18 protein-coding genes are annotated in these 19,010 nt (G+C 72.1%); 14 read left to right on the top strand and 4 right to left on the bottom strand.

Translation table 11 applies throughout. The features are described 5' to 3' along the window. Nucleotides 1-211: 211 nt before the first annotated feature. The 10 genes from ACH4VX_RS31535 (at nucleotide 212) to sigJ (ending at nucleotide 10,867) form a co-directional block, all read left to right on the top strand. Entirely contained in the window at nucleotides 212-1,729 is a 1,518-nt protein-coding gene (locus ACH4VX_RS31535; protein ID WP_398372205.1) for a sugar ABC transporter ATP-binding protein, read from the top strand. After that, nucleotides 1,726-2,766 (top strand): ABC transporter permease, encoded by a 1,041-nt coding sequence (locus ACH4VX_RS31530; RefSeq protein ID WP_398372204.1) that lies wholly within the window; start codon nucleotides 1,726-1,728, stop codon nucleotides 2,764-2,766. Before ACH4VX_RS31535 ends, ACH4VX_RS31530 begins: the two co-directional genes overlap by 4 nt. Next, nucleotides 2,759-3,772, top strand: coding sequence for an ABC transporter permease (locus ACH4VX_RS31525; RefSeq protein WP_398372202.1), 1,014 nt, complete (start codon nucleotides 2,759-2,761; stop codon nucleotides 3,770-3,772). The genes ACH4VX_RS31530 and ACH4VX_RS31525 overlap by 8 nt, the downstream gene beginning before the upstream one ends. Nucleotides 3,773-3,800: 28 nt before the next feature. After that, complete coding sequence (gene rhaS / locus ACH4VX_RS31520; RefSeq protein WP_398372200.1) at nucleotides 3,801-4,886, top strand: rhamnose ABC transporter substrate-binding protein; 1,086 nt, start codon at nucleotides 3,801-3,803, stop codon at nucleotides 4,884-4,886. Nucleotides 4,887-4,913: 27 nt separating this feature from the next. Continuing rightward, complete coding sequence (locus tag ACH4VX_RS31515; RefSeq protein ID WP_398372199.1) at nucleotides 4,914-5,234, top strand: L-rhamnose mutarotase; 321 nt, start codon at nucleotides 4,914-4,916, stop codon at nucleotides 5,232-5,234. A gap of 14 nt (nucleotides 5,235-5,248) precedes the next feature. Then, entirely contained in the window at nucleotides 5,249-6,673 is a 1,425-nt protein-coding gene (locus ACH4VX_RS31510; protein WP_398372197.1) for a BNR repeat-containing protein, read from the top strand. 80 nt (nucleotides 6,674-6,753) lie between these two features. After that, nucleotides 6,754-7,779, top strand: coding sequence for a LacI family DNA-binding transcriptional regulator (locus ACH4VX_RS31505; RefSeq protein ID WP_398372196.1), 1,026 nt, complete (start codon nucleotides 6,754-6,756; stop codon nucleotides 7,777-7,779). Nucleotides 7,780-7,880: 101 nt separating this feature from the next. Then, complete coding sequence (locus ACH4VX_RS31500; RefSeq protein ID WP_398372194.1) at nucleotides 7,881-9,182, top strand: alpha/beta fold hydrolase; 1,302 nt, start codon at nucleotides 7,881-7,883, stop codon at nucleotides 9,180-9,182. A gap of 45 nt (nucleotides 9,183-9,227) precedes the next feature. After that, nucleotides 9,228-9,971, top strand: a complete 744-nt coding sequence (locus tag ACH4VX_RS31495) for a PIG-L deacetylase family protein (protein ID WP_398372192.1) — start codon at nucleotides 9,228-9,230, stop codon at nucleotides 9,969-9,971. A gap of 5 nt (nucleotides 9,972-9,976) precedes the next feature. Next, nucleotides 9,977-10,867: an RNA polymerase sigma factor SigJ gene (gene sigJ / locus ACH4VX_RS31490; protein WP_398372190.1), complete on the top strand. Its 891-nt coding sequence runs from the start codon at nucleotides 9,977-9,979 to the stop codon at nucleotides 10,865-10,867. A gap of 196 nt (nucleotides 10,868-11,063) precedes the next feature. Here the strand turns inward: sigJ and ACH4VX_RS31485 are convergent, their stop codons facing one another. Continuing rightward, complete coding sequence (locus ACH4VX_RS31485) at nucleotides 11,064-12,536, bottom strand: cytochrome P450 (protein WP_398372188.1); 1,473 nt, start codon at nucleotides 12,534-12,536, stop codon at nucleotides 11,064-11,066. An 80-nt stretch (nucleotides 12,537-12,616) separates the two neighbouring features. Here ACH4VX_RS31485 and ACH4VX_RS31480 point away from each other — a divergent pair, with 80 nt between their 5' ends. Continuing rightward, the gene (locus tag ACH4VX_RS31480; RefSeq protein ID WP_398372186.1) at nucleotides 12,617-13,225 is read left to right on the top strand and encodes a TetR/AcrR family transcriptional regulator; all 609 of its coding nucleotides are present in this window, start codon (nucleotides 12,617-12,619) and stop codon (nucleotides 13,223-13,225) included. An 88-nt stretch (nucleotides 13,226-13,313) separates the two neighbouring features. Continuing rightward, entirely contained in the window at nucleotides 13,314-14,042 is a 729-nt protein-coding gene (locus tag ACH4VX_RS31475) for a DUF2470 domain-containing protein (RefSeq protein ID WP_398372184.1), read from the top strand. A 41-nt stretch (nucleotides 14,043-14,083) separates the two neighbouring features. Here ACH4VX_RS31475 and ACH4VX_RS31470 read toward each other — a convergent pair whose 3' ends face one another. Both ACH4VX_RS31470 and ACH4VX_RS31465 read right to left on the bottom strand, forming a co-directional pair. After that, nucleotides 14,084-15,319, bottom strand: coding sequence for an aromatic acid exporter family protein (locus ACH4VX_RS31470; protein WP_398372183.1), 1,236 nt, complete (start codon nucleotides 15,317-15,319; stop codon nucleotides 14,084-14,086). A gap of 80 nt (nucleotides 15,320-15,399) precedes the next feature. After that, complete coding sequence (locus tag ACH4VX_RS31465; protein WP_398372181.1) at nucleotides 15,400-15,888, bottom strand: FBP domain-containing protein; 489 nt, start codon at nucleotides 15,886-15,888, stop codon at nucleotides 15,400-15,402. Nucleotides 15,889-16,050: 162 nt separating this feature from the next. Here ACH4VX_RS31465 and ACH4VX_RS31460 point away from each other — a divergent pair, with 162 nt between their 5' ends. After that, nucleotides 16,051-17,031, top strand: a complete 981-nt coding sequence (locus tag ACH4VX_RS31460) for a phosphotransferase family protein (RefSeq protein ID WP_398372180.1) — start codon at nucleotides 16,051-16,053, stop codon at nucleotides 17,029-17,031. A gap of 91 nt (nucleotides 17,032-17,122) precedes the next feature. Continuing rightward, nucleotides 17,123-18,412, top strand: a complete 1,290-nt coding sequence (locus tag ACH4VX_RS31455) for an ROK family protein (RefSeq protein WP_398372179.1) — start codon at nucleotides 17,123-17,125, stop codon at nucleotides 18,410-18,412. Nucleotides 18,413-18,682: 270 nt separating this feature from the next. Here ACH4VX_RS31455 and ACH4VX_RS31450 read toward each other — a convergent pair whose 3' ends face one another. Next, nucleotides 18,683-18,943 carry a hypothetical protein gene (locus ACH4VX_RS31450; protein WP_398372177.1) on the bottom strand — a complete coding sequence of 87 codons (261 nt, stop codon included), beginning with the start codon at nucleotides 18,941-18,943 and terminating at the stop codon, nucleotides 18,683-18,685. Nucleotides 18,944-19,010: the final 67 nt, after the last annotated feature.

The following is a 19,010-nucleotide window of genomic DNA, read 5'->3' as shown; positions in this document are numbered from 1 at the left end:
CAGAACGGGAAGCTATGGGTCTCCCGCAGGGGTGTCAACCCCTGCGGCGAAGACCGTCCTCCGTAACCAGGCCGAGACCTGAAGCTGTCGAAAGTTTTTCGACCGGGACCCATTGACGTGACATGCGTCGCGCGCCTAACGTCCCGGCAACCCAGTTGAAACCTTTCACGACGTCGCGAGGGCCTCCCACCGACGTTGTCGAGGAGCCCTCATGACCCACCCGTCCGACACGGGTCCGGCCCCGGTTCTCGCACTGAAGGACATTTCCAAGTCCTTCGGCGCGGTCCGTGCACTGCGGGACGTCTCCCTGGAGCTGTTCCCCGGGGAGGTGCACGCCCTCGCCGGCGAGAACGGAGCCGGCAAGTCGACCCTCATCAAGACGCTCGCCGGAGTGCACCGGCCGGACACCGGCCAGGTACTGCTCGACGGCGCGCCGGTCGTCTTCCACGGCCCCGGTGACGCCCGCGACGCCGGCATCGCCGTGATCTACCAGGAGCCCACGCTCTTCCCCGACCTGTCGATCGCCGAGAACATCTTCATGGGCCGGCAGCCCCGGCGGGCGCTCGGCCGGATCGACCACCGGGCCACCCACGACGCGACCGCCGCCCTGATGAAGCGGCTCGGTGTCGAACTCGACCCGGACCGCCCGGCCCGCGGTCTGTCCATCGCCGACCAGCAGATCGTCGAGATCGCCAAGGCGCTCTCCTTCGACGCCCGCGTCCTGATCATGGACGAGCCCACCGCCGCCCTCACCGGCAGCGAGGTCGCCCGGCTCTTCGGCGTCGTGCGCACCCTGCGCGAGCAGGGCGCCGCGGTGCTGTTCATCTCCCACCGCCTGGAGGAGATCTTCGAGATCTGCCGACGGGTCACCACGCTCCGCGACGGCGCCTGGATCTCCAGCGAGCCGCTGGACGGCATGACCGAGGACGACCTGGTCCGCCGCATGGTCGGCCGCGACCTCGAAGAGCTCTACCCCAAGCAGGACGTGACGCCGGGCGAGATCGCCCTGAGCGTGCGCCGGCTGACCCGCGAGGGCGTCTTCACCGACGTCTCCTTCGACGTACGGCGCGGTGAGATCGTCGGCCTGGCCGGACTCGTCGGCGCCGGGCGGACCGAGGTGGCCCGCGCCGTGTTCGGCGTCGACCGCTGGGACGCCGGCGAGGTCGAGATCGACGGGCGGAAGCTCACCAACGGCGCCCCGTCCACGGCCATGGCCGCGGGCCTCGCCCTGGTCCCCGAGGACCGGCGCGCGCAGGGCCTGGTGATGGACATGTCCATCGAGCGCAACATCGGCCTCACCGGACTCCGTACGACCGTGAGGGCCGGCCTGATGGACCGCGGCGCCGAACGCAGCCGCTCCCTCGACTGGGCCGTCAAGCTCCAGGTCAAGTACGCCCGGATCGCCGACACGGTGAACACCCTGTCCGGCGGCAACCAGCAGAAGGTCGTCCTCGCCAAGTGGCTCGCCACCGGGCCCAAGGTGCTGATCGTCGACGAGCCCACGCGCGGCATCGACGTCGGCACCAAGGCCGAGGTGCACCGGCTGCTGTCCCAGCTCGCCGCCGACGGCGTCGCCGTCCTGATGATCTCCTCCGACCTGCCCGAGATCCTCGGCATGGCCGACCGCGTGCTGGTGATGCACGAGGGCCGGCTCACCGCCGAGATCCCCCGCACCGACGCCACCGAGGAAACCGTGATGGCCGCAGCCACCGGGAGGGCCGCCGCATGACGGTCACCGCTCCCGAAGAAGCCCCCGTCGCCGAGGTGCCCAAGGCAGGCGCCACCCGGCTGGTGGACCGCGTGTTCAAGATGCGCGAACTGGCCATCCTGGCCGTCTTCCTGGTGATGATCGCCGTCACCCAGGCCGGCAACAGCGAGTTCCTGTCCGAACAGGGCATCAAGGACCTGCTGCTGAACGCGACCATCCTGGTCCTGGTCGCCACCGGCCAGTCCCTGGTCGTCATCACCCGCAACGTCGACCTGTCCGTCGGCTCCACCCTCGGCATCAGCGCCTTCGCCGCCGGCGTCTACCTCCAGGACGGCGGGAACCCGGTCGTCGCCATCGCCCTCGCCGTCCTGCTCGGCATCGGCTTCGGACTGCTCAACGGCCTGCTCGTCAGCCTCGGCCAGGTGCCCGCCCTCGTGGTCACCCTCGGCACGCTCTACATCATCCGCGGCATCGACTCCATCTGGGTCGGCTCCCGCCAGATCACCGCGGCCGATCTCCCCGGCGGATTCGTCGACTTCGGCTCCGGCGGCATCTCGGCGGTGCCCTACCTGGCGCTCATCGCGCTCGCGGTGCTCGTGGCGACGGCGTACTACCTCAAGCACTTCGGCAGCGGACGCGAGCTGTACGCGCTCGGCTCCAACCCCGAGGCCGCCCGGCTCGCCGGCATCCCCGTACGCAAGCGGATCCTCGCCGCGTACACCTTCTGCGGCGCCCTCGCCGGCCTCGCGGGCGCCCTGTACCTGGCCCGGTTCGGCAACGTCGACTCCGGCACCGGGAACGGCTACGAACTCACCGTCGTCAGCGCGGTCGTGGTCGGCGGCGTGGTCTTCACCGGCGGCTCCGGCAGCGTCTACGGCGCGGCTCTCGGCGCGCTGCTGCTGACCTCCATCAACAGCGTGCTGCCCGCCCTCGGCGTCAGCTCCGTGTGGGTGCTCGCCATCAACGGCATCCTGCTCATCCTCGCCATCGCGGTCGACCGGATCGTCGCGCTGCGCGTGGCCTCCGCCCTGAAGAAGAGGAACGCCCGCCATGCCTGAGTCCCTGACGCGAGCCGTCCGCTGGGACACGGTCGTCGGTGCCCTGCTCGTCGTGGTCCTGCTGCTGTCCTTCACCACCGTCGACGGCTTCGGCAACGCGCTCAACCTGTCGTTCCTCATCGGCAACACCCTGCCGATCGCGCTGATCGCCCTGCCCATGACCCTGCTCGTGGTCTCCGGCGAGATCGACCTGTCCGTGGCCTCCACGGCCGGCCTGTCCGGCGCGGTGATGGGCGCCCTGTGGAACCAGGGCATGACCATCGAGACGATCATCCCGATCTGCCTGGTGATCGGTGTCGTCTGCGGCCTGGTCAACGGCCTGCTGGTGACCCGCCTCGGGCTGCCGTCCCTCGCCGTCACCATCGGTACGCTGGCCGCCTACCGGGGCATCGCACAGATCGTGCTCGGCTCCGACGCGGTGACCGACTTCCCCACCCAGTACCTGGACTTCGCCGCCGGACGCATCGGCGACACGTTCGTCCCGTACGCCCTCCTGCCCTTCCTGGTGCTGCTCGCCATCGCCGTCGTCGCCCTGCACGCCACCCCGTTCGGCCGGTCGCTCTTCGCGACCGGCGCGAGCGAGGAGGCGGCCCGCTTCGCCGGCGTCCGCGTCAAGCGGCAGAAGCTGATCCTGTTCACCCTGACCGGTCTGATGGCCTCCCTCACCGGCATCTTCTGGGCGCTGCACTACGCCAGCGCCCGCTACGACAACGCCACCGGCCTCGAACTCTCCGTCGTGGCGGCCGTGCTGCTCGGCGGCATCGACTTCGACGGCGGCAAGGGGACGCTCGGCGGCGCGATCGCCGGTGTGTTCCTGCTCGGCGCACTGCAGAACGTGATGAGCCTGCAGGACGTGTCCGCGCAGTCCCAGATCGTCGTCACCGGTGTGCTGCTGGTGCTGTCCGTACTCGGACCGCGCGTGGCACGGCAGATCGCCGTGGCGAGGGCCGGACGCCGAGCCGCCGACTCACCACCGGTGTCCAAGGCGCCCGCTCCGACTCCCTGAAAAACTTCTCGCTCCTAAGGAACCCACCATGCGCAAGGCAACCCTCCGTCGTACCTGTGCGGCCCTCGCCGCCGTCACCTCGCTCGCCCTGGCCGCCACCGCCTGCGGCGGCACCACCAAGGAGGACGTCAAGAACGAGGGCGGCGGCGCGGCCGCCTCGGCCGGCAAGGCCGACCCGAACGCGGCCACCAAGAAGGGCCTGACCGTCGGCTTCCTGCCCAAGCAGGTCAACAACCCCTACTTCACCACCGCCGACAAGGGCGGCGAGAAGGCCGTCAAGGAACTGGGCTCCGCCTACAAGGAGGTCGGCCCCTCCAGCGCCACCGACACCGCCGGGCAGGTCTCCTACGTCAACACCCTGACCCAGCAGCAGGTCGACGCCATGGCCGTCTCCGCGCAGGACCCCGGCGCCCTGTGCACCGCGCTCAAGCAGGCGATGAAGAACGGCATCAAGGTCGTCACCTACGACTCGGACACCACCGCCGACTGCCGCAACGCCTTCATCTCGCAGGCCAGCGGCGAGGACCTGGGCCGCACCGAGGTACAGCTGCTCGCCGAGCAGATCGGCTACAAGGGCGAGATCGCGATCCTGTCCGCCGCACAGACCGCGACGAACCAGAACGCCTGGATCGAGTTCATGAAGGAAGAGCTCAAGGACCCCAAGTACAAGGACATGAAGCTGGTCAAGGTCGCCTACGGCAACGACGACGCCCAGCAGTCCTTCCAGCAGACCCAGGGCCTCCTCCAGGAGCACCCGGACCTGAAGGGGATCATCTCCCCGACCACCGTCGGCATCAAGGCCGCCGCCCAGTACCTGTCCGGCTCCAAGTACAAGGGCAAGGTCAAGCTGACCGGCCTCGGCACCCCCAACGACATGCGCAAGTACGTCAAGAACGGCACCGTCGAGGCGTTCGAGCTCTGGGACCCGGCCAAGCTCGGTGAGCTCGCCGCCCGCACCGCCGTCGCCCTGTCCTCCGGCCAGATCACCGGCAAGGAGGGCGAGACCTTCAAGGCCGGTGCGATGGGCGAGTACACCATCGGCAAGGACGGCGTGATCAACCTCGGCAAGCCCACCGTCTTCAACGCCGGGAACATCGACCAGTTCGACTTCTGATCCCGACCCCCAAAGGAGCGGTACTTCATGCAACGCGTCTGTTTCCTGCTCAAGGTCCGACAGGACCGGATCGCCGAGTACCGCGAACGCCATGCCGCCGTGTGGCCCGAGATGTGCGAGGCGCTCTCGGCCACCGGCTGGCACAACTACTCCCTCTTCCTGCGCGACGACGGCCTCCTCGTCGGCTACCTGGAGACCGAGGACTTCGAGGCGGCCAGGGCCGGCATGGAGGCCACGGAGGTCAACACCCGCTGGCAGGCCGAGATGTCCCCCTTCTTCGAGTCCCTCGACGGCTCCCGGCCGGACGAGGCGATGAAACCGCTGACCGAGGTCTTCCACCTCGCCTGACGACGGAGCCCGAGATGAGACGACGCACTCTCCTGGCCGGCGCACTCCTCGGCACCGCGGCGGCCCCCGCCCTCGCCTCCGGCACGGCCCGGGCCGCCGCCCCCGGGCCGTCGGTCACCCGCACCGGCAGCACCACGCTCGACAGCCGGGCCGTCTTCTTCGTGTCCTACGACGGCCTGGTCAACAACAACGCGTTCCAGAAGAACGGCCTGCTCACCTACAAGGGCCGGCAGTACGCGGCCTGGTACACCGCCGACCGGGGCGCCGTCGTCGCCCGCCGCGCCCTCGGCGCGAGCACCTGGGAGACCGTGCGGGTCGGCCACACGCTCCGGTACGACGACTCCCACAACGTCATCTCCATGGGCGTGTCGAGGACCGACGGCCGCCTGCACCTCAACATGGACTCCCACAGCGACGGCTTCACCTACGTCAAGTCGGTCGCCGGGCTGCTGGACGATCCGACGGGACCGAGCTGGACCGCGAACCGCTTCGGCGCCCCGCAGTCCACGCTCGACGGCCTCGCCCTCACCTCGCAGTTCACCTACCCGCAGTTCGTCGCCACCCCCGAGGGCCGGCTCCAGCTCAGCTACCGGGCCGGCGTCTCCGGCAACGGCCGCAACGCCCTCGCCGAGTACGACGGCAGCAGGTGGACCGCGCTGGGGGAGTGGACCGGCTCCACCGGCACGTACACCAGCGAGCACGGCTCCTCCACCGCCCGCAACATGTACCTGCACGGCATCGACTACGACCGGCAGGGCCGCCTGCACACCTTCTTCACCTGGCGCGAGCAGAACAACGCCGTGATGTGCGACGGCGGCGGCATCACCAACCACGACACCGGCTACGCCTACTCCGACGACCGCGGCCGTACCTGGCGCAACGACGCGGGCGCCGTCGTCGGCAGAACCGGGGCCTCGGACCCGGTCTCCGTCACCGACGCCGGACTGGTGGTCGACCCGCTGAACCCGGACCACTCCCTGATGAACCAGGAGAGCCAGTTCACCGACTCCGCCGGCCGGCCGCACGCGATCATCTCCTACGTCCCCGGCCGCTTCGGCCGGTGCACCACGGACTACGTCGCCGACCGCACGGCGAACGGCCGCGCCTTCCACGTCCGCCGGACCGCCGCCGGCGGCTGGCGGAAGACCGAGATCCCCGTCCCGCTGAACTCCAGCCAGCGCACCAAACTGGTCCTGGACCGGTACGACAACGCCTACGCCGTGTTCCCCCACGGCCGTATCGCCGCCGCCTCCGCGGCCTTGGGGCACACCGACTGGAAGCTGCTGTACGACGGCGCCGGCCTGAACGCCTTCGGCGAGGTGGTGATCGACGAGACCCGCGTCGCCCAGGACGGGGTGCTGTCGGTCATGTACCAGGAGAAGTCCACCGGGACGACACCCTCGCCCCTGCACGTAGTCGACTTCGGGCTGCCTGCCTGACCGTGACCGCTCAGGGGCGGCGCTGCCGGTAGTGTGATGGCCCGCCGCGCCGCCCCCGTCTTTCTGGAGGTCCCTGCCCGATGGCCCAGTCGGTGGGTATCAAGGACGTCGCCCGCGTCGCCGGAGTATCCGTCGGCACGGTCTCCAACGTGATCAACCGCCCGGACACGGTCGCCGCCGAGACCCGGGCCCGGGTGCTGTCCGCCATAGACCGGCTCGGCTACGTGCGCAGCGAGTCCGCCCGTCAGCTGCGCGCCGGCCGCAGCCGCATCATGGGTCTGCTCGTCCTCGACATGGGCAACCCGTTCTTCGTCGACCTCACCCGCGGCGCCGAACGCGCCGCGCGCGAGGCCGGGCTCGGTGTGATGGTCTGCAACAGTGCCCAGGACCCGGGTGAGGAGGCCGAGTACCTCTCCCTCTTCGCCGAACAGCGGGTGCGGGGCGTGCTGCTCACCCCGGCGGACGCCACCGGCCGCAACATCGAGGCGTTCCGCCGGCACGGCATCCCCTTCGTGCTGGTCGACCGGGTCGCCGAGGGCACCACCGAGTGCTCGGTCTCCGTGGACGACGTGGCGGGCGGCGCACTGGCCGTGCGGCACCTCGTCGACGCCGGGCACCGCTCCCTCGCGTACGTCAGCGGCCCGCCCGGACTGAACCAGGTCCGGGACCGCCGCACCGGCGCCCTGAACGCCCTCGCCGAGGCCGGACTGGGCCCCGACCGCCTGCGCGAACTGCCCACCGAGCGGCTCGACGTCGCCGCCGGACGCGACGCGGGCGCCCGCCTCCTCGGACTCGCCGACCGGCCCACCGCCGTGTTCTGCGCCAACGACCTGCTCGCCCTCGGTGTGCTCCAGGCGATGTACGCGGCAGGCGTCGGCGTCCCCGACGACCTCGCGATCGTCGGCTACGACGACATCGAGTTCGCCGCGGCGGCGGCCGTACCGCTGACCTCGGTGCGGCAGCCCGCGGCCACCATGGGCGCCCTGGCGGCCGAGCTGCTGCTGGAGGAGACCGAGAGCGAGAGCGCCGCCAAGCCGCACGAGCACCGCCGGGTCGTCCTCCGCCCGGAACTGGTGGTCCGGCGCTCCAGCCTGACGGCCCGCTGACGGACGTTCAGTAAGAATTACATGATCCCGGGCTCGTTGGCCGGACGAACATGTGTTGAACTGGGTCACGGTCCGACAATCCGTTCGTCCCTGGAGCCCTGTTGTCCGTCAGCTACCGCCAGCCCGGAGTGGTCCTCACCGACCGCCGGTTCACCGTGCCCCTCGATCACGACACCCCCTCGGGTGAGACGATCGAGCTGTACGCGCGTGAGGTCGTCGCCAGTGACAAGGCCGGCCAGGACCTGCCCTGGCTGCTCTACCTCCAGGGCGGCCCCGGCTTCGGGGCGAACCGTTTCGTCGGGAAGCCCGCCTGGCTCGGCCGCGCCCTCGAGGACTACCGCGTACTCCTCCTCGACCAGCGCGGCACCGGGCACTCCACCCCCGCCAACCGGCAGACGCTCCCGCTGCGCGGCGGCCCCGCCGAACAGGCCGACCACCTCACCCGCTTCCGCGCCGACTCGATCGTGCGGGACTGCGAGGCCATCCGCCCCGAGGTGACCGGCGGCGCGCCCTGGACCGTCCTCGGCCAGAGCTTCGGCGGTTTCTGCACCGTCGCCTACCTCTCCACCGCCCCCGAGGGCCTGGAGACCGCCCTCGTCACCGGCGGACTGCCCTCCCTCGACGCCCACGCCGACGACGTCTACCGGGCCGCCTACCCGCGTGTCGAACGCAAGGTCGCCGCGCACTACGCCCGCTACCCGCAGGACGTCGAACGCGCCCGCCGCATCGCCGACCACCTCCTGACCCACGAGGTCGTCCTCCCCAACGGCTACCGGTTCACCGTCGAGGCGTTCCAGTCCCTCGGCATCATGCTCGGCGGCGGCGACGGCAGCCACCGGCTGCACCACCTCCTCGAGGACGCCTTCGTCCGCACCCCGGGCGGCCCCGAACTCTCCGACGCCTTCCAGGAGCAGGCGCAGGGCCTGCTGTCGTACGCCGGACACCCGCTGTACGCGCTCGTCCACGAGGCGATCTACGGTCAGGACGCCCGGCCCACCGCCTGGTCCGCCGAGCGCGTGCGGGCGGAGTTCCCGCAGTTCGACGCGGCCAAGACGCTCGCCGGCGACGGGCCGCTGCTGTTCACCGGTGAGACCGTCCACCCCTGGATGTTCGACTGCGACCCCGCGCTGCGCCCGCTGCGCGAGACCGCCGAACTGCTCGCCGCGCGCACCGACTGGACGCCGCTGTACGACCCGGCGCGTCTCGCCGTCAACGAGGTCCCGGTCGCGGCGGCCGTCTACCACGACGACATGTACGTCGACACCGCCCACTCCCTTCGGACCGCCCGTGCCGTCCGCGGTCTGCGCACCTGGGTCACCGACGAGTTCGAGCACGACGGGGTCCGGGCCGGCGGCCCCCGCGTCCTGGACCGGCTGCTCGCCCTGGCGCGCGACGAGGTGTGAGCGGGAGCCCGGTGCGTTGTCGGTGCGGCGGGTTAGTCTGCGGGCATGACCGAGCCGACGACCAGTCAACTCCCGCCCATGCCCGACGATTGGCAGCGCGCCCTGGCCGTGGTGGCCCACCCGGACGACCTCGAGTACGGCTGTGCGGCGGCGATCGCGTCCTGGACCGACGCGGGCCGTGAGGTCTCCTACGTCCTGGCGACCCGCGGCGAGGCGGGCATCGACACCCTGGAGCCGGCGAAGTGCGGCCCGCTCAGGGAGCGGGAGCAGCGGGCGAGCGCGGCCGTGGTCGGTGTGTCGGAGGTCGGCTTCCTCGACCACGCGGACGGGGTCGTCGAGTACGGTCCCGCGCTGCGCCGGGACATCGCCGCCGCCGTCCGCCGGTACCGGCCCGAGCTGGTGATCACCCTGAACCACCGGGACACCTGGGGCGGCACCTACTGGAACACCCCGGACCACGTGGCCGTCGGGCGGGCCACGCTCGACGCGGCCGGTGACGCAGGCAACCGGTGGATCTTCCCGGAGCTGATCGAGCGGGGCCTCGAACCCTGGAACGGGGTCCGCTGGGTGGCGGTCGCCGGTTCGAACGCCCCCACGCACGCCGTGGACGCGACCGACGGGCTGGAGCGTGCGGTCGCGTCGCTGCTCGAACACCGGACCTACATCGAGGCGTTGACCGACGAGGACCCGGAGGCGTACGCGCGCGGTCTGCTGACCGGTTTCGCCGCGGAGACGGGGAAGCGGTTCGGGAACCGGCCCGCGGTCGCCTTCGAGCTGTTCCCCCGGTGAGCCCCGTGGACGACGGCAGGGAACTGCTGGCGGAGCGCTTCGAGGAGCACCGCGGGCATCTCAAGGCGGTCGCCTACCGCATGCTCGGCTCGCTGACCGAGGCGGAGGACGCCGTCCAGGAGGCCTGGCTGCGGCTGGGCCGCACCGACACCGGCGACATCGGCAATCTCGGCGGCTGGCTGACCACCGTGACCGGCCGGATCTGCCTGGACCTGCTGCGTTCGCGCACCGCGCGCCGCGAGCAGCCGATGGACGAGACGTTCGTCCCGGACCCGGTGATCGGACCCCTCTCCCAGGTGGACCCGGAACAGGAGGCGCTGCACGCCGACTCGGTGGGCGTGGCGATGCTGGTGGTGCTGGAGACGCTGGAGCCCGACGAGCGGCTGGCGTTCGTCCTGCACGACATGTTCACCGTGCCCTTCGACGACATCGCCCCGGTGGTGGAGCGCAGCTCGGCCGCGACCCGGCAGCTCGCCAGCCGGGCCCGCCGCCGGGTACGGGACGCGACCCCCTCCTCCGAGCCCGACCTCGGCCGGCAGAAGCAGGTGCTCGAAGCGTTCATGGCCGCCGCGCGCGGCGGTGACTTCGAGGCGCTGGTCGCCGTCCTCCACCCGGACGTGGTGCTGCGGGCGGACGCGGGCGCACTGGTCCGCGGCGTGGCCGGGTCCAAGATCCTCCGGGGCGCGAAGACGGTGGCCGAGTCGGCGATGACGTTCGCCCGCTACACCGCGGCCGGCCGGATGGCTCTGGTCAACGACTCCCTGGGCCTGCTCAGCACGGAGAACGGCCGCATCAGGTCGGTCATGTCGGTCACCATCACCGACAACCGGATCACCGGCATGTACATCCTGGCCGACCCGGACCGCCTCGCCCGCCTGGAGGCAACGAAGAACTGACCGCTCCCGCGGACACCCGCGTAGCCGCTTCCCGCGGGCAGTCTGCCTCCCCCAGTGCCTTAAAGGCCTGGGGGTACCCCCAGGGCGGCACGGGTGGGCCGGGGGTACCCCCTCCGGGGGAGGCGCCCCGCAAGCGCCGGGCCGCGCGACCCACCCCCGTCCCGCCCCAACGCACCTGAGACCTGAAACCCCGTGCTCAGCCCCGGCGTTCCGGATGCAGCCGCAGACCCTCCGGCATCAGCGTCAGCCGCTCGGTCACGCGCAGGCGGTAGGCAGGGTCGGGGCGCAGTTCGTAACGGCGCAGCAGCAACCCCAGCACCAGCACCGCCTCATGCAGCGCGAACTGCCGCCCGATACAAGCCCGCGCCCCCGTCCCGAACGGCTTGAACACGTGCGCCGGCCGCCCCCGCACCGCCCCCGGGTCGAACCGCTCCGGATCGAACCGCTCCGCGTCCGCGCCCCACACCTCGGGGTCCCGGTGCAGCATCGGCGTCAGCACCAGCGTCCACGCACCACGCCGCATCGGATGCTCCCCGCCCAGCACCGTGTCCCGCGTCGCCTCCCGGGCGAAGGCCGGCGCGGTCGGCCACAGCCGCAGCGACTCGTCCAGTACGCGGCGCACGTAACGCAGCTTGGCCACCTGCTCATAGCCGGGCGCCGCCGCGTCGCCCCAGACGCGGTCCACCTCGGCACGGGCGCGGGCCGCGACATCGGGATGCCGGGAGAGATGGTGCAGGGCGAAGGAGAGCGCGCCCGACGTGGTCTCATGACCGGCGACCAGGAACGTGATCACCTGTCGGCGGACGTTCTCCGCCGACAACCGCTCCCCGGTCCGGGGATGCGCGGTCTCCAGCATCCGGTCCAGCAGATCCCCGCCGCCCCCGCCGCCCTCCGCCCGCCGGACCCGTACCACCTCGTCGACGATGCGGTGGAGACGCGCGATGTCGGCCGCGTTGCGGCGGCTCGCCCGGCGCAGCAGCAGCGGGGTCAGCGGCGCGGGAACGCTGTTCAGCCGCTGGGCGTGGGTGAGCGTCCCGACCATCGCCGTGACGAACGGGTGCGGACGGGACCGCTCGAAGGACCCGAAGTCGTGCCCGAAGCCGGTCCGCGCGATCGTCTCCAACGTCAGCTTGGTCATGTCCCCGGGCACGTCCACCGGCCGGCCCCCGGCCGCCGCACGGTCCCAGTGCTCCGTCAGCCGCTCCGCCACGGCCAGCATCATCGGGTGGTAACCGGCCATGGCCTCCCGGCTGAACCCGGGGGCCAGCACGTCGTGCGCCAGCTGCCAGTTGGGCTCGTGGTTGTACGCGGTGAACAGCCCGTCGCCCGCGACCGGCCGCAGATTGGCGACACCCAGCCCGACATGCTTGGCGAACCGCGACTCGTCGGCCAGTTCGGCCACCAGCCCGGCGCCCCAGGTGAACACGAACTCCTTGCCGAACGCGTTCCGCCGGAAGACCGGCCCCAGCAGGCGGGCGTACTTCAGCGAATCCTGCAGGGGAGTGCGTCTGCTCGCGCCGACGATGTCGCCGAGCAGCGGCAGGCGGTACGGCGGGTGGGGGATGCGGTGCAGTTCCGGCCAGCCGTGCTCCGCGCTGCGGAACCCCTTCGGCAGTACGGCCCGTGTCGTCGTCTCCGCCACGACGCGATCTCCTTCGGCCCGGCGCATGTGGACGTGTTGTACGCGAGTTCAATAAGGCGGGTTCAGTCTGGTCCGGTCGCTGAACGGGCGTCAAGTAAAGTGCGGGGATGGCCGTGAACCAGGGCGGGCGCGCACGCCGTCGGCTCAGCACCGCGGAGCGCCGGGAACAGCTTCTGTCGGTCGGCGCGCGGCTGTTCTCGGAGAGCCCCTACGACGACGTGTGGATCGAGCAGGTCGCCGAGATCGCCGGGGTCTCGCGGGGGCTGCTCTACCACTACTTCCCGGCCAAGCGGGACTTCTTCGCGGCGGTGGTGGAGCGGGAGAGCGAGCGGATGCTGCGGATGACGGCGGCGGTCCCCGGCGTCCCGGTGCGCGAGCAGCTCACGGCGGGCCTCGACGCGTATCTGGAGTACGTCGCGGCCCACGCGCACGGCTACCGCGCCTTCCACCGTGCCGACGCGGCGGGGGACCGGGCGGTGCGCCGGGTCTACCGGCGGGCGCTGGCCGCACAGGAACGGCAGATCCTGGCGGCGCTCGCCGAGGACCCCGAGTTCGGCCCCGTCTTCGAGGCGCGGCCGGACACCCGGCTCGCCGTGCGCGGCTGGCTGGCCTTCACCACGGCGGTCTGTCTGGAGTGGCTGCGCGGCTCGGAGCTGCACCGTGAACAGGTGCGCGACCTGTGCGCACGCGCCCTGCTGGGCGTTCTCACGCCCTGAGGAGTCTCGTAAAGATCACGCCACCCGGTTGGCGCGCACCCCGATCTTCGGTAGGTTAGGCAAGGCTTACCTAAGAGGAGGTTCGAGGATGGGTGACGACACGCACGGCTGGACGGCCGCGCCCGGCGCGGCGGAACGGGCCCGCTCGGTGCTCGCCGCCGCATGGTCCTGCGCGGTGACCGCTGAGGGCACCCGGGAGGAGCTCGTCGGCGCGCACAGCGTGACCGACGACGGACGGGTGCTGCTGCACGTGCCCGAGGACAGCGCCCTGCTCACCGCCGCGATCTGCGCGCCCCGCGGCGAGCCGTCCGCCGTGCTGGAGTTCGCCGACGTGGCACCCGTCCCCGTACGCGACCGGATCCGCGCCCGGCTGTGGCTGGCAGGCTGGTTCGCCGTGCGGGACGGGCACCTCGCCTTCCAGCCCACGCGCGTGGTGCTGCGGCAGCCGTCCGGAGCCCTGGTCGTCGACGTCGACGAGTTCGCCGCCGCCGAGCCCGACCCGCTCGCCACCGCCGAGGCCAGGCTGCTGACCCACCTCGCCGACTGCCACGCCGACGCGGTCGAACGGCTGACCCGGCTGGTCGACCGCGGCAGCCTGCACGGCGCGGTCCGCGTCCAGCCGCTCGCCGTCGACCGGCACGGACTGACCCTGCGCATCGAACGCCTGCGCGCGGGCGGCGACGTACGCCTGCCGTTCCACGCGCCCGCCGACGACGTCTCCCAGCTCACCGAGCGCATGCACGTGCTGCTCACCCGGGCGAGCGCCGCCTCCTGCCTCCGCGCGCTGCAGCGGCAGCGCACGGACGGCGACGGATGACACGGAGAACTCGGCCACCTGGGCGTATCCGGCCGAGTGCGTCACGTGGAGCGGTGGGATGCGCCACGAGACTTCCGGCGCAGCCGCTCCCGCATCCGGGTGAGCCGCGGCAGCCGCTCGCGCTGCTCCTGTGAGTGCCGGTCCAGCTCCTCGAACAGCCGGCGCGTTCGGTGCTCGGTGTCCATCTCGTCGAGGATGCGGTTGACCTCGGTCAGCACGGCGCCCAGCAACTGCCACTGGCGCGCGTCGCGCCGGGCCTCCTCGAAGAGCAGCCGGGCCAGCTTGTCGCGGGTGGCGGCCGCCTGCCGCAGCTCGGAGGTGAGCCGCTCCTCCGCCGACTCGGCGTTCGCACTCACGCTCGTGGTCACCAGCACCGAGAAGCTGACCACGGCGTCCGCGATCTCGGACAGCAGTTCCTCGAAGGCGGCGCCCGTCTCCGGCTCGAACAGCCGCTCCGGCTCGCGCTCCTTGGCCAGGTCGGTCAGCGTGCGGGCCAGCACCCGCAGCACCACCGTGCAGATCTCCAGTGTGTCCAGGCCGGTACGCAGCACCACCCGGTGCAGCAGGCCCTCGCGCACCCGCGGATTGAGCCGCAGGCTGTCCTCCGCCTGCCGGAGGTCCGCGTCGACCTCGCTGATGTCGTGATCCAGGCGGCGGGCCTCGTGCAGCCGGGCCGCCGCGCGGTGCGGGGGCGTACGGCCCGCCGCCTCCTCGCCGATCCGCAGCATCAGCTGCCGTACCCGGCGCGCCAGCTCCTCGATCGACTTGCCGGCCTCCTCCACCCATACCGGTGGGGCGAGCAGGAGGTTGAACCCCATCCCGACGAACGCCCCGATCAGCGTCTCCACGATCCGGGCCCAGGCGGTGTCCCCGTGCGTGGTCACCCCGAGCACCAGCATCGCGCTGATCGCCACCTCGGGCACGAACTCGTCCACCCGCACCAGATGGCCGATGATCAGCGACGCCAGGATGAGCAGGCCCAGGCTCCACCAGGTCAGACCCACCAGCAGACTGAAGAGGATGGCCACGACGACGCCGGTCACCACGGAGTTCACCCGGCGCATCCCGGTGGTGAGCGTGGAGTACAGGGTGACCTGGACGACGAGCAGAGCGGTCAGCGGCGCGGTGAGCGGCGCGGCCTCCGGACTCAGCCGCAGCGCGACGACGTAGGCGACCGTCGCCGCGGCGGCCGACCGCACCATCTGCACGGTCACCGGGTCCCGGTGCCGCCTGACGAACTCGACGGCCGGCGCGGTCATCTCACGTACCACTTGCATCCTGGGACGGTTCCCCTTCCCCGGACGCAACGAACGTGTTCACCGGTGACGGCAGTCCCCCGGGGGAAAGGCCGGCCGTCCTACAGCTTGTCGAGGAAGGCGAACAGATTGCCCCGGGTGCGGGAGATCTGCTCCTCCAGGGTGAGGCTCTCCTCGAAGCGGGTCCCGCTCTCCGGGACCTTCCTGCCGCGCAGATAGAGGGAGCAGGCGAGGTCGGTGCACATGTAGGCGCCGACCGAGTTGCCCTCCCGGCCGGCCGGGCCCGCCTTGCGCGCGGTCATCAGGGCGACGCCGCCGCGCGGATGGGTCGTCAGGCACAGGGAGCACATGCTGCGGTGCAGAAAGCCGCGCTGAGCCGGCTGGAAGCGCATGGCCACCCCGACGAGACGGTTCTCCCGCTCGATGACGAGATAACTGCGGTCGGGCGCGCCGGGATCGCGCCAGCCCAGGAAGTCGAGATCGTCCCAGGGGTGTTCGCCCAGGTCGCGCGGGACGGCCAGTCGCCTGGCCTCACCCTTCGAGCAGTTGATGAACGAACCGCGGATGTCCTGCTCGGTGAGTGCTCTCATGGTGGGCCTCTCCTGGTGTGCTCTTTCGAAACCTAGGGGGTCTAGGTTTCTGGGTCAGGTTAGATATCCGGCGTCGGGGGGAGCCAGCGATTTTCCCGGGGACCGCGCCCGCGTCCGTTCCGTACGCTGTACCGCAGTCGCCGAGGGGGAGGGGTGTGGACGATGGGGGACTCCTGGGAACGGGCCCGCCGGGTGCTCGCGGGCGCGGGGCTGCCGCCCGACGCGCTCGCCGGGGTGCGTCCGCTGAGCGGGGGCACCTACAACACCGTCGAGGAACTCCTCCTCACCGACGGCAGCCGCTATGTGCTCAAGATCCCGCCCGCGCCCGCCGTCCCCGGCCTCCGGCACGAGCGGCGCCTGCTCGTCTCCGAGGCGGACTTCTGCGCCGGAGCCGCCGAGGCCGGCGTACCCGCCCCGCGCGCCGTGTCCGTCGGCGGCGACACCTCCGTACCGTATCTGCTGATGATCGCCTGCCCGGGCGAGTCCTGGACGGAAGCGGACCCGGCCGACGGGGAGCGGGCGGAGCTGCGTACGGAGCTCGGCCGTCAGGTGGCCCGGCTGCACCGGGTGACCGGGCCGGGGTTCGGCTACCCGTCCGGCGCCCTCGGCCCGCTCGCCCCCGACTGGCGGACCGCGTTCACCGTGATGACCGACGCCGTGCTCGCCGACGCCCGCGACCACGGCGCCCGGCTGCCGCGCCCCGTGGGCGAGGTGGCCGCCGTGATCCGTTCGGCCGCCGGGGCGCTCGACGAGGTCACCGTGCCGGTTCTCGTCCATTTCGACCTGTGGCCGGGCAACATCCTGGTGGAGCGCCCGGCGGCGGGGGAGGCCCGGATCGGTGGGCTCATCGACGGGGAACGCATGTTCTGGGGTGACCCGCTCGCCGATTTCGTCTCCCTCGCCCTGTTCGGCGACATCAGGGCGGACCAGGCGTTTCTCGCCGGATACGCGGAGGCCGGCGGCCGGGTCGCAGGCGGCCCGGCCGCCCGTGCCCGCCTCGCCCTCTACCGTGCCTACCTCTACCTGATCATGCTCACCGAGACGATTCCGCGGGCGGTCGGGGACGAGCGTGAGCGCTGGGTTCAGGACACCGTCGCCCCGGAGCTGGAGGCCGCGCTGGACGAGATCGGCGACCTCTGTTAGTTCATGCCATGAAATAAGGGTGGGGGAAAGTCGCGCCAAGTCATGTCCCGGCGGTATGTTGCAGGTCGGGCAGGGTCTCGGAAGGAGCCACATGGCAGGGCGGAACGGGCGCACGGTGCGCGATCTCAGGCGTGCCAACCGCACGGCTGTGCTGCAACGGCTGTACTTCGACGGCCCGCTGAGCCGCTTCGAGCTCGGCCCCGCGACCGGGCTCAGCTCCGGGTCCGTGAGCAACGTCGTCGCGGACCTGGTCGCCGACGGCCTCGTGGAGGAGGCCGGCAGCGTCGACTCCGACGGCGGCCGTCCACGCACCCTGCTGCGGGTGGCACCGGTCAGCGGCCACATGATCGGCGTCGACGTGGGCGAGACCCGGGTCCGCGTCGAACTGTTCGACCTGACCCTCACCGAGCTCGCCCGCGTGGAACTCCCGCTGGAGCAGCAGCGCTACGAGGTCGAGGTCATCGTCGACCACATCCGTTCCGGCATCGCCGAGGTGCTCGCCGGCGCCGGCCTCGCCCCCGAGCGGCTGCTCGGCGTCGGCATCGGCGTCCCCGGCATCGTCGAGCACACCCCCGACCGGGGCGCCGTCGTGCACGGCCAGACCATCGGCTGGGACGCGATCCCGCTGGAGTCCCTGCTCCGCGCCGGGTCCCTGCTGCCCGGGACGGTGCCGTACTTCATCGACAACGGCGCCAGGACCCTCGGCCAGGCCGAGATGTGGTTCGGCGCCGGACGCGGCGCCCGCAACGCCCTCGTCGTCCTCTTCGGCTCCGGCGTCGGCGCCTGCCTGGTCACGCCCGAGGTGGAACACGGCCGGGCGGTCGAATGGGGGCACCTGACCGTACGGGTCAGGGGCCGCCGGTGCCGCTGCGGCGCGCTGGGCTGCCTGGAGGCGTACGCGGGCGCCGAGTCGCTGCTCGCCCGGTGGCGCGAGGAGGGCGGCCGGGTGCCCGGGGGCACGGACGAGGAGACGGCGCTGACGTCGATGCTCGCCGCCGCCTACCCGGCCGACGGCAGCGCCCCCGACCCCGTCGCGCTCGCCGTGCTGGAGGAGACCGCCGAGTACCTGGGCGCGGGCCTGTCCGACCTGATCAACCTCTTCCAGCCCGAGCGCATCCTCATGGGCGGCTGGGCCGGCCTCCAGCTCGGCGCCCGTTTCCTGCCTGCCGTGCGCAAGCACGCCCTGTCGTACGCGCTGCGCCACCCGGCCGGGAAGGTCACGATCGAACTGGGCCGCCTGGGCCCCGACGCGGTCACCGTCGGCGCCGCGATCCTGCCGCTCGCCGGCTTCTTCGCCCGCGGCGGCCGCCGCCCCGACCCGGACCCGCAGTCCCCGCCCCCCGCCTGGCACACGGCCCTCCAGGAACGCACCCCGCGTTAGGCCCCGTCGTCACGTTCCCGCCTGCCCCGCGACGCCGTGCACGCCCTCCCGCCGCACCGGGCCCCGACCCGGGTACGTCCGGTACGAGGACTCAGGACCCGGTACGCCGGGAGCACGCACCCGACACCGCGGGGCCCGCCCTCCGGGCGGACGGCGGGAATGCGACGACAGGACCCGGGAGCACTCGCGCGGGGGAGCCCGCCCGGGCCGGCCGGAGGGCACAGCCGGTGGGGGCGGGGACCGCGGGCCCGGTCCGTTCGTGCGGGCCGGTCACGCGGAGGGTTCGTCCGGTACCGGCTGCTGCGGGTTGCCGGACGCCGAGTGCGGGGCGCCCTGCCGGCCCGTGCCGGCCTCGTCCGTGTCGGGGACGTCGGGCTCCGTCGGCTCGTCGGTCTTGTCCTCGCTCTCCCGCTCCGCGGCGCCCGGTGCGACCTCCCAGGGGTCCTCGCCGGCGCCGGCCTGCTGGTCCGGCAGGTCGCGGGGAACACCGGCGCCGTTCTCACCGGGTCCTTCGAGGCGGTGGTCGGTCACGGCGCTCTCCCTTCGTTCGTGCGCGAGCCTTCGCGGGTACCTCCGCGAGGACCGGTGAAACCCGGTG

Source organism: Streptomyces sp. NPDC020731, assembly GCF_044334705.1.
In the GTDB taxonomy this organism is placed as follows: Bacteria; Actinomycetota; Actinomycetes; order Streptomycetales; family Streptomycetaceae; genus Streptomyces.
The sequence above is the reverse complement of the archived record's forward strand: the minus strand, read 5'-3'. Positions and strand labels throughout refer to the sequence as shown.

Excerpts from the sequence above, each read along its gene's own strand:
- ACH4VX_RS31465 (WP_398372181.1), bottom strand. The coding sequence starts at position 15,888 with ATGAGAGCACTCACCGAGCAGGACATCCGCGGTTCGTTCATCAACTGC.
- rhaS (WP_398372200.1), top strand. The coding sequence starts at position 3,801 with ATGCGCAAGGCAACCCTCCGTCGTACCTGTGCGGCCCTCGCCGCCGTC.
- ACH4VX_RS31495 (WP_398372192.1), top strand. The coding sequence starts at position 9,228 with ATGACCGAGCCGACGACCAGTCAACTCCCGCCCATGCCCGACGATTGG.
- ACH4VX_RS31510 (WP_398372197.1), top strand. The coding sequence starts at position 5,249 with ATGAGACGACGCACTCTCCTGGCCGGCGCACTCCTCGGCACCGCGGCG.
- ACH4VX_RS31460 (WP_398372180.1), top strand. The coding sequence starts at position 16,051 with ATGGGGGACTCCTGGGAACGGGCCCGCCGGGTGCTCGCGGGCGCGGGG.
- ACH4VX_RS31470 (WP_398372183.1), bottom strand. The coding sequence starts at position 15,319 with ATGCAAGTGGTACGTGAGATGACCGCGCCGGCCGTCGAGTTCGTCAGG.
- ACH4VX_RS31475 (WP_398372184.1), top strand. The coding sequence starts at position 13,314 with ATGGGTGACGACACGCACGGCTGGACGGCCGCGCCCGGCGCGGCGGAA.
- ACH4VX_RS31515 (WP_398372199.1), top strand. The coding sequence starts at position 4,914 with ATGCAACGCGTCTGTTTCCTGCTCAAGGTCCGACAGGACCGGATCGCC.
- ACH4VX_RS31485 (WP_398372188.1), bottom strand. The coding sequence starts at position 12,536 with ATGCGCCGGGCCGAAGGAGATCGCGTCGTGGCGGAGACGACGACACGG.
- ACH4VX_RS31505 (WP_398372196.1), top strand. The coding sequence starts at position 6,754 with ATGGCCCAGTCGGTGGGTATCAAGGACGTCGCCCGCGTCGCCGGAGTA.
- ACH4VX_RS31525 (WP_398372202.1), top strand. The coding sequence starts at position 2,759 with ATGCCTGAGTCCCTGACGCGAGCCGTCCGCTGGGACACGGTCGTCGGT.
- ACH4VX_RS31455 (WP_398372179.1), top strand. The coding sequence starts at position 17,123 with ATGGCAGGGCGGAACGGGCGCACGGTGCGCGATCTCAGGCGTGCCAAC.
- ACH4VX_RS31480 (WP_398372186.1), top strand. The coding sequence starts at position 12,617 with ATGGCCGTGAACCAGGGCGGGCGCGCACGCCGTCGGCTCAGCACCGCG.
- ACH4VX_RS31535 (WP_398372205.1), top strand. The coding sequence starts at position 212 with ATGACCCACCCGTCCGACACGGGTCCGGCCCCGGTTCTCGCACTGAAG.
- ACH4VX_RS31530 (WP_398372204.1), top strand. The coding sequence starts at position 1,726 with ATGACGGTCACCGCTCCCGAAGAAGCCCCCGTCGCCGAGGTGCCCAAG.